Genomic DNA, 8,389 nt, shown 5'->3' on the forward strand with positions numbered 1-8,389 from the left:
CTACCGGGCATCAGTATGCCAAAGACACCGGCCCGGTGCTGGAGGGAATCCCACCCGATAAACGGCAACCACCAGACAAGCGGCCATTGCCTGAGCTCAGACTCTCGACAGACTGCTACGCCACCGCTACTACCCAATGGACCGCAGTCCTCCGCATCGCCGCCTAACCCAGGCTGCTTACTCCCAAACTGGCCCTCACGCTGAGCAGGCTGCATCAACCTTGGCTGCGATGGTTAGCAGTTGCCGATCCTCAAAGCGGGCTCCCTGAAGAGTGACGCCCACCGGCAATTCGTGGCTCGGAACCGGTAACGGCAATGTGAGCATAGGCGCGCCCAGCATGGTGCCCTGTGCAGTGTTGCGGGTATACAACGGAAAGATAGGCGCGGGCTCACCCAAATGTTCGACCAGCCCTTCTGAACCGAGCAAGGGTGCCGGCGCAGGCGTGGTAGGAAAGACCAGTGCATCAAGTTTGTGCTTCGCCAGGAGCTGGTCATAACCGGAGCGGGCCTGCATGATACTGCGCTGGGCAGACGCATAAGAATCAGGGCTGACCGGGTTCGCGAGCTCAGCGTGCAACAGGCTCGCAACATCAGGGCTGCCAACATGCTTGGCCAGATGTTCGAATCCTGCTTGCGGTGCCATGTCAAAGGTTTGGGCTGCGACCGACGCCAAGAGCCGGCGACTTTCCCACAGCACCACCGGCTGTTCTGCGTCGGTGAGCTGCTCAAGGATTGGCGCGTAATCAACCTCAACCAATACAGCATGCTGTTCCAGTTTTTCTAAAGCGAGGTTCACGACCTGCTCGGTATGCGGGTCCAGCGCCTCGAGCAGCTGGGTGGGGACGCCGAGCCGGAGTCGTTCGGCTGAGTGCTTCGCAGCAGACTGGCCGGTGATGATGGCGTCGACCACCTGGAGTTGTGCAAGATTTCTCGCGAACACCCCGGCGGTATCTCGAGTCCAGGACAACCCCGTGACTCCGGCTCCGGGCCAGCGGCCTGTGGAAGGTCGTAGCCCGTATATGCCGCAATGGCTTGCCGGTATCGAAACTGATCCACCGGTATCAGTACCCAGCGCAATATCGACCGACCCTTCGGCCACCGCAACGGAGCTGCCACCGGAGGAGCCGCCCGCAGAACGTGTTGGGTGTCCCGGCAGCCGGACTGGACCGTAGTCAGCGTTCTCTGAGGAAATACCGAAGGCCAGCTCGTGCATATTTGTTGTGCCCGCCACCACGTAGCCGGCAGTTTTGAGTGCTGCAACAACCGGGGCGTCGACTACGGGACGATCAGCTTCCAGGACCTTGCTGCCGGCCGAGCGTGCCAAGCCTGCGACACCGATATTGGCCTTGACCGCCATGGTTGGCACCGCGGCAACGTCGGTAATTTGAGGCTTCAGCGCATCCAGCTGCAGCTGCAGGTGTTGGTCACTGGCAAGTTCAGTCCACACGCCGTCGGTGGGCTGGGTGATCATATATTGCGAAGGCTGCATGACTCGAGCATAGACGGCGCTGGGTTATTCGGTGAACAGCGCTGCTGCGTTGATAGTGGTGTCCACAAGCCCGTACCCCAGGCCCATGATGACAATCAATGCGAGAATGACTGCGATGGACCGGTAGGTGGTGCTGACTTCAGAGTCGGTGTGGGCTGCTTCATTTGGAGTATGCATCGGTTGTGACCTCCTGCTGCTGTTCGGCGTATTCGACGGTGTATTTTTTGGCGACGGGGCGCATTAGCACATTCGCGATCAACCCGAGGACCAACAGGCCAACCATGATGTACATCGAGAGGGTGTACAGCTCGGGGCCCTGATTACCGGCCGCCGACTGGGATTCGACCACACTGTTGACGATCAGTGGTCCGGCGATACCGGCAGCCGCCCAAGCGGTGAGGATGCGACCGTGAATCGCGCCGACCTGGTAGTAGCCAAACATATCGCGAAGGTACGCGGGGATCGTAGAGAAACCACCGCCGTAGAAAGAGAGGAGGAGCATTGCCGAGACAATGAACAGCGCCAGCGAGCTGCCTCCGAAGAAGGCGATGACCAGATACAGCAGCGCTCCGACGCCCAGGTAGAGCAGGTAAATGTTTTTGCGGCCAACATAGTCGGAAGCGGTCGACCAAATGAACCGGCCACCCATATTGGCCAGCGAGAGGATACCGACGAAGCCTGCGGCGGCAGCTGCGGTCACACCGGGGAAGTAGTCCTGAATCATCGGGGCGGCATTTTCGAGAATACCGATCCCAGCGGTGACATTGGTGAACAATATGATCCACAAGAACCAGAACTGTGGGGTCTTGAGCGCTTTGTTCGCCGAGACATTCAGGTTGGTCTGCATCGGAGTGGCTTCCACTTTTGAGGGATCCCACCCGTCCGGTGTCCAGTCGGGGTGGGGCAGCCGAATCACGTAGGCGCCGGCGGCAATAATGACGGCGTAGCTCAGAGCGAGCACCACGAACGTAGGGACCAGGCCGGAGGCGAGGTTTTCGGTTTCGGTGCCGCCTCCGAACAAGACCATCAGAGCATTCGACATGGGGCTTGCAATCAGGGCACCGCCGCCGAAGCCCATGATCGCCAGACCGGTTGCTAACCCGGGACGGTCGGGGAACCATTTCATGAGCGTGGAGACCGGCGCAATGTAGCCAATACCCAGGCCGATACCGCCGATGAAGCCGTAACCGAAGTACACCAGCCACAATTGACCGGTTGCGATGCCCAAGGCGGCAACGAAGAAGCCGAGTACCCATGCGGTACCGGCTACCACCATGGATTTTCGTGGACCGGATTTTTCCACCCAGGTCCCGCCGAATGCGGCCGAGAGCCCGAGCATGGCGATGGCTACCGAGAAGATCCAACCGACCGATACTTCGCCGACGTCAAAGCGCGACATCAACGGGATTTTGAAAACACTAAAGGCGTATACCTGGCCGATGCATAAGTGGATCGCGAGGGCAGCTGCTGGAATGAACCAACGGTTGAAGTGTTTCGGAGCCACGATTGCTTTTCTATCTAAGATACTGGCCATTGCTTCCTTCCTCGCGTATCACCGCAAGTCCATGAGCCGTACAATCCGCTCGAGTGTACAGAGGAGAAAATCGTAATGTCAATGCCACAAGCTGGATTCTTGCTGGGACAGTCAGGTTGTCGTTGATTAGGTCGGAACGTAGACGTTGCCGTCCATGATTCGGCGCGCGGTGCGCGTGACACCAAGCGAGTGTATGAGAACGCAGTTGTCGCGTTGTTCGGCCGCAACTTCGACCACTGCCTGGCCTTTGGGATGCCCAATGATTACCTCCGGGCTAGCCGGTTGCTGCAGCCTGGTGTGCACCAAAGTGCCCGGCGTATGGACGGCGGCGGCAAGGCACAGTGCTCCTGTCATCGGTAATGCCCGGTGAAATTGGCCCATCATCACAGCACGAGCGTTGACAGTGGTCTTGCCGGTGCCGGGTTCAAACAGCATGATCCGTGGAACAGTCGCCGATTGTGTTGCCGCCAGCGCAGGTTCTTCAACCCTGTCGAGTTGCACAGCCAACTGCGAGCGGACGTACTCGATCAGCTCCAGCACTGCATGTTCTGCATTGAGGGATGCAGTATCACGCTCGAGGTCAACGCCAAGTTCGGAAGCTTGGATGAAAGCAAAGACTGATGCCGCATCGACCACCGATACCTGGAGCAGCTGACCCGACGGCAGATACACTTCGGTCACGCTACGCCCAGTGGGCAGCAAATGGCCGGTCGTTTTCCCAGCCGGATCAAGATAGCGAGTGACCACCGGCGCTCCGCTGCCCGGTACACCGTCGACCACGTGGTCTCCGTCCACCTTGAACGTCCCATTGTGTATCGGAACAGATGTCTCGATTGTGGTCGCGGTGTTGCCGTTGTGCAGCGTCAAGGTCGTTACAGGTTCGTGCGAGGGCACCAAACCCTCCTCGAGTGCAAACGGTCCCACCGCCGTCGTTAAATTGCCACAGTTACCGTTCCAGTCGATAGACGCCTGCGCAATACTGACCTGGCCAAACCAGTAGCTCACTGTATTATTGTGCGTTCCATCGACCACCACGACCTTGCTGGTTGACGAGTAGGTGCCGCCCATCCCATCGATCTGGAGCGGATCGGGGGACCCCATAATGCGCAGGAGCAGTTCGTCGCGTTCATCGCCGGCGGGTGGGAGGTCGCGGGAGTGGAAGAACACACCTTTGCTGGTGCCGCCACGCATGTAGGTTGCGGGTATGCTGCGCTGATTCGTACTCAACTGCGACCTTTCGAGTCATCCGTGGTTGTACTGCCCACGGATAGGAGTTGTTCGATATGTTTGCCGGCGCGCAGCACATCAGCGTCTCGACCGGGTTTGCCAATCACTTGTACCGATTTTGGCAGCGGATCGTTGGCTGACCAGTAGGGGATCGCCAAAGCTGGCCAGCCCAGCACATTCCAGGCCACAGCTTGGGAGACCAAGGCTTCGGATCCGGTACCGGGCTTCTGATCCCGCGGTGGGGCTTCGATGGGCACGGTGGTGCTCAGCAGAATATCGACGTCGGCAAATTCGGCAAGATAGCGTTCGCCGATCTCACGGATTGTTGCATGTGCTTGTTGAACTTGCTCATCAGTGATGTCGGCGCCCTCCTGCAGACGCGAATAGGTCAGTGGCTGATATTGCTCGGAGGCCGAATCGGATTGCAGGTATGGTTCATGCACCAGATACGCTTCTCGGCTCCGAATGGTGTTAAACACCCCCCGAAAATCTGCCGGCCTCCCCTGGAAGTTGGGGTGGTGGACGTCGGGAGCCTCCAGGAGATCGGGGACTCGCTGCTCCGTTTCTTCAGGAGGAATTCCGGAGCTCAGACCAGGATTCCCACGTAGTGTGCGGAACTGAAGATCAACACCGGACTCTGATAGGTCAGATATGCTTTCAACACCCACGGCCGCCATGGCCACGATGATGTCCTGGACGGTGGTGCCGAGGAAACCTGCGGTATCAAATGACGGTGCCAACGGAAATATGCCTGTTGTGTCCAGGAGGTCGTAGGTTGGTTTGAATCCGACCGCGCCGCATAAGGCGGCCGGTACACGGATGGAACCCGCAGTATCGGTGCCCACTGCCAAAGGTACAATACCGCGAGCTACAGCGGCAGCGGAGCCGGAACTCGAACCACCGGCAATACGTGTTTCGTCGTGCGGATTCGGTACGACCCCAAAGGCCGTCGAATCGCCTCGGATCCCGAAGGAAAATTCGTGGGTGTTGGACTTCCCCACAATATTGGCCCCAGCAGCCTTGAGCTGTTTGACGATCTGTGCGTCTTCGCTTGGCACATGATCGGAAAAGAGCCGAGACCCCATGGTCGTTCGCACACCGGCGGTAGCAATAACGTCTTTAACAGCGATCGGGATGCCCTCTAACGCACTGCGCGGCGCATGTGACTGGAAACGTTGATCGGAAGAATTCGCCGCGGCATCATCCTCAACGGTGGTGATGAAAACGGGTTCTGCTCTAGCAGCAGCCTGTCGTGCCCGATCTGCCTGCTGTTGTGCCGTGGTTGTGCCATCGCGGAGTTTTTGACCCAGTGTCTCTACGGTTTCGTGTTTGTAGTGCACTGCGTCTCCTCTGTTGGCATCGGGTACATTTCTGGTTTTCCCACACACTACTGTTCTTGCACTATTGAAGGCAGGGTTGGCTGATCTGTCCAGCGATTTACCAGAGGATTCGGCTGGGATGTGGAGCTGCAATCAAGCTCGGTAACAGGAACATTTCCTAGAGTAGAACTCATCCTCTTCCGAGGTGTGAGTGATGAGAGTTTGAGGCCCTGGGCTCCAGTCCCGGGGCCTCATTCTTACTCTTTGAGCTGTTCAGCGATCAGTTGGACAATGTGTCGACTGCTGGTGCCGTCAAGGTCGGTGATCTGTGTGCGGCAGGAAAAGCCATCGGCTAATACTTCACGGTCTGGGGACGCATCGATCTTCTGCAAAATGCCGTCTGCAGCGATTTTAACTGAGACATCGTAGTGTCCTTGTTCCATACCGAAGTTTCCTGCCAACCCACAGCACCCGGATGATATTTCGACATCACAACCGAGTTTTTCGAGCAGTTTCTCGTCGGTGTCAAAACCCATAATCGCGTATTGGTGGCAGTGCGGTTGGACCAACAGTTTGCGGTCTAGCTGTGGTGGCTGCCAATCCAAGCTCGTCAGTAGCTCAGCGATCGTTTTGACTTGGTCCGAGACCGCCTTTGCCGCAGCATCGCGGGGGAGAAGCTCTACCAGGTCGGATCGCAGCGTTGCGGTACAACTGGGTTCCAAACCCACCACGGTGTAGCCGGCGGCAACATAAGGGTGCAATACTTTGACCGTGTTGGTGAGCTTCCGTTTTGCTGCGGTCAACTGCCCGGTACTGATCAGGGTCAGGCCACAGCAGATCCCGGGATCAGCGATCTTGACATCGCAACCGGCAGCTTCCAGCACCGTGATGGCATCCAGTGCGATTTCCGGGGATAGGCTGTCGGTAAATGAGTCGACCCAGAGCACGACCTTAGTGCCAGTTGGCCGGTGAGTCGGGGTCACGTTTTTGCGCAACCGACGAAACGGTTTGGTTGCTAACTCTGGTAAGGAGCGGCGGCCATCGGCGCCCATGGCGAAGAGCCCCATTTTACGCAGCGGCGTGATCTTGCCCAGCACATTGACGATCCGAGCGAAGGGCCCGGCGAGGCGTAACCATTGGGGGAGCCGTCCCAGGGTGTAGTGGGCGCGTGGTCGGAGTTTGCCCTGGTAGGTGCGGTGCAGGGTCTCAGATTTGAAGGTTGCCATATCGATGCCGGTAGGGCAATCATTGGCACAGGCTTTACAGCTCAGGCATAGATCCAGGGCGTCGTGAAGTTCTGGGGAGGCCCAGCCATCGGAGACCACGCCACCGTTGAGCATTTCTTGTAGGGCACGAGCGCGCCCTCGGGTGGAGTCTTTCTCATCGCGGGTTGCGGTGAACGATGGACACATGAATTGCCCCGTGTCCCGGGCATCGGCACGGCATTTTCCGACCCCAACGCACCGGTGAATCGCGCTGGTGATATCCCCGCCGTCTTCGGCAAATGCAAACCCATCAGAAGCCATCATCGGTGCCGCTGCTGGGCGCCGCAGGTTGGCATCCAACGGGTCGGGGCGCACCACGACACCGGGATTCAACAGGTCATCGGGATCAAACAGGCCCTTAAATTGGGCCATGGCTGCAAGGGCCTCTGGGCTATACATGGTCGGTAAGAGCTCTGAGCGTGCGCGGCCGTCACCGTGCTCACCGGATAGTGAGCCGCCGTAACTGGCAGCAAGGGCAGCGGCTTTTTCCATGAAGGCACGCATGACGTCGGGGGTGGCTGCTAGCGGAAAGTCAATGCGCAGGTGAATACAGCCGTCACCAAAGTGGCCATAAGCCAGCCCAGATAACTTGTGTTGCTCCATGAGCGCCTGGAGGTCGCGAAGATAGTCACCCAGGTGTTCGGGCGGTACTGCGGAATCTTCCCAACCCGGCCAGGCTTGCGAACCGTCGGCGGTACGTCCGGCAAGACCGGCACCATCGGCACGAATCTGCCACAATCGGATGGCTTCGGGGCCGGCGGCATGCACTACGGCGTCCATGGCGGATGCGTCGGCGATCAGAGCATCCGCGCGTCGCATTGCGTCGTCGGTATCCTTCCCGTCGACTTCGACCATTAGCCAGCCACCACCCTCCGGCAAGCTGGGGGTGCCCGACTTGCCCTTGGACCGGCGAATCACATCGACGAGTTGGGCATCTAGCCCTTCCAACGCCAATGGTTTGTGGGGCAGCAGGTGGACGACATCGTCAGCGGCAGTGGCCATATCCGGGTAGCCAAGGACAGCAAGCGCCGGTGCGGCAGATTTGGGTACGACCTTGACGGTGGCTTCCAAGATCATGCCGGCCGTGCCTTCGGTACCGGCCAGGGTTGCCGCCAAGTTCCGGTTGTTTTCCGGCAACAAGTGTTCCAGCGAGTATCCGGAGATTTGTCGACCGAAGCGCCCAAATTCCGTGCGTAGTACCGCGAGATTGTTCATCACAAATGCTTCGAGTCCCTCGACGCCGGTGAGCGCGTCGGCGCCTTCGCCAACGTCGAGCACGTCACCGGTACCGGACAACCAGCGCATTGAGACTACATTGTCTGCGGTCCGACCGTATGACAGCCCGTGTGGGCCACACGCGTTATTGCCGATCATGCCGCCGATGGTTGCACGGTTGGCCGTAGAAGGATCTGGCCCAAACCGTAAACCATAGGGTGCCAACGCCTTTTGCAGATCCGCCAGGACAACGCCCGGCTGCACAACGGCTGTCTGGGCTTCGGCATCAATGTGGAGCACCTGATTCATATACCGCGAGAAGTCCAACACCAATCCCGGGC

At 58.8% G+C, this 8,389-nt stretch carries 6 protein-coding genes; all 6 read right to left on the reverse strand.

The genetic code is table 11. The features are described from left to right. Positions 1 to 195 precede the first annotated feature (195 nt). Positions 196 to 1,488 (reverse strand): amidase family protein, encoded by a 1,293-nt coding sequence (locus L0H14_RS10875; protein ID WP_301421810.1) that lies wholly within the window; start codon positions 1,486 to 1,488, stop codon positions 196 to 198. A 24-nt stretch (positions 1,489 to 1,512) separates the two neighbouring features. After that, positions 1,513 to 1,665 (reverse strand): hypothetical protein, encoded by a 153-nt coding sequence (locus L0H14_RS10880; RefSeq protein ID WP_301419061.1) that lies wholly within the window; start codon positions 1,663 to 1,665, stop codon positions 1,513 to 1,515. After that, on the reverse strand, positions 1,649 to 3,022 hold the full coding sequence (locus L0H14_RS10885) for an OFA family MFS transporter (RefSeq protein WP_301421811.1): 1,374 nt from the start codon (positions 3,020 to 3,022) through the stop codon (positions 1,649 to 1,651). Before L0H14_RS10885 ends, L0H14_RS10880 begins: the two co-directional genes overlap by 17 nt. Before the next feature lie 126 nt (positions 3,023 to 3,148). Next, entirely contained in the window at positions 3,149 to 4,249 is a 1,101-nt protein-coding gene (locus L0H14_RS10890) for a PrpF domain-containing protein (protein WP_301421812.1), read from the reverse strand. Further along, entirely contained in the window at positions 4,246 to 5,589 is a 1,344-nt protein-coding gene (locus tag L0H14_RS10895; protein WP_301421813.1) for an amidase, read from the reverse strand. Before L0H14_RS10895 ends, L0H14_RS10890 begins: the two co-directional genes overlap by 4 nt. Before the next feature lie 236 nt (positions 5,590 to 5,825). After that, positions 5,826 to 8,389 (reverse strand): FAD-binding and (Fe-S)-binding domain-containing protein (locus tag L0H14_RS10900; protein WP_301421814.1); only part of this gene is annotated, 2,564 nt, incomplete at its 5' end.

This window comes from Yaniella sp., from assembly GCF_030453185.1.
Classification (GTDB): Bacteria; Actinomycetota; Actinomycetes; order Actinomycetales; family Micrococcaceae; genus Yaniella.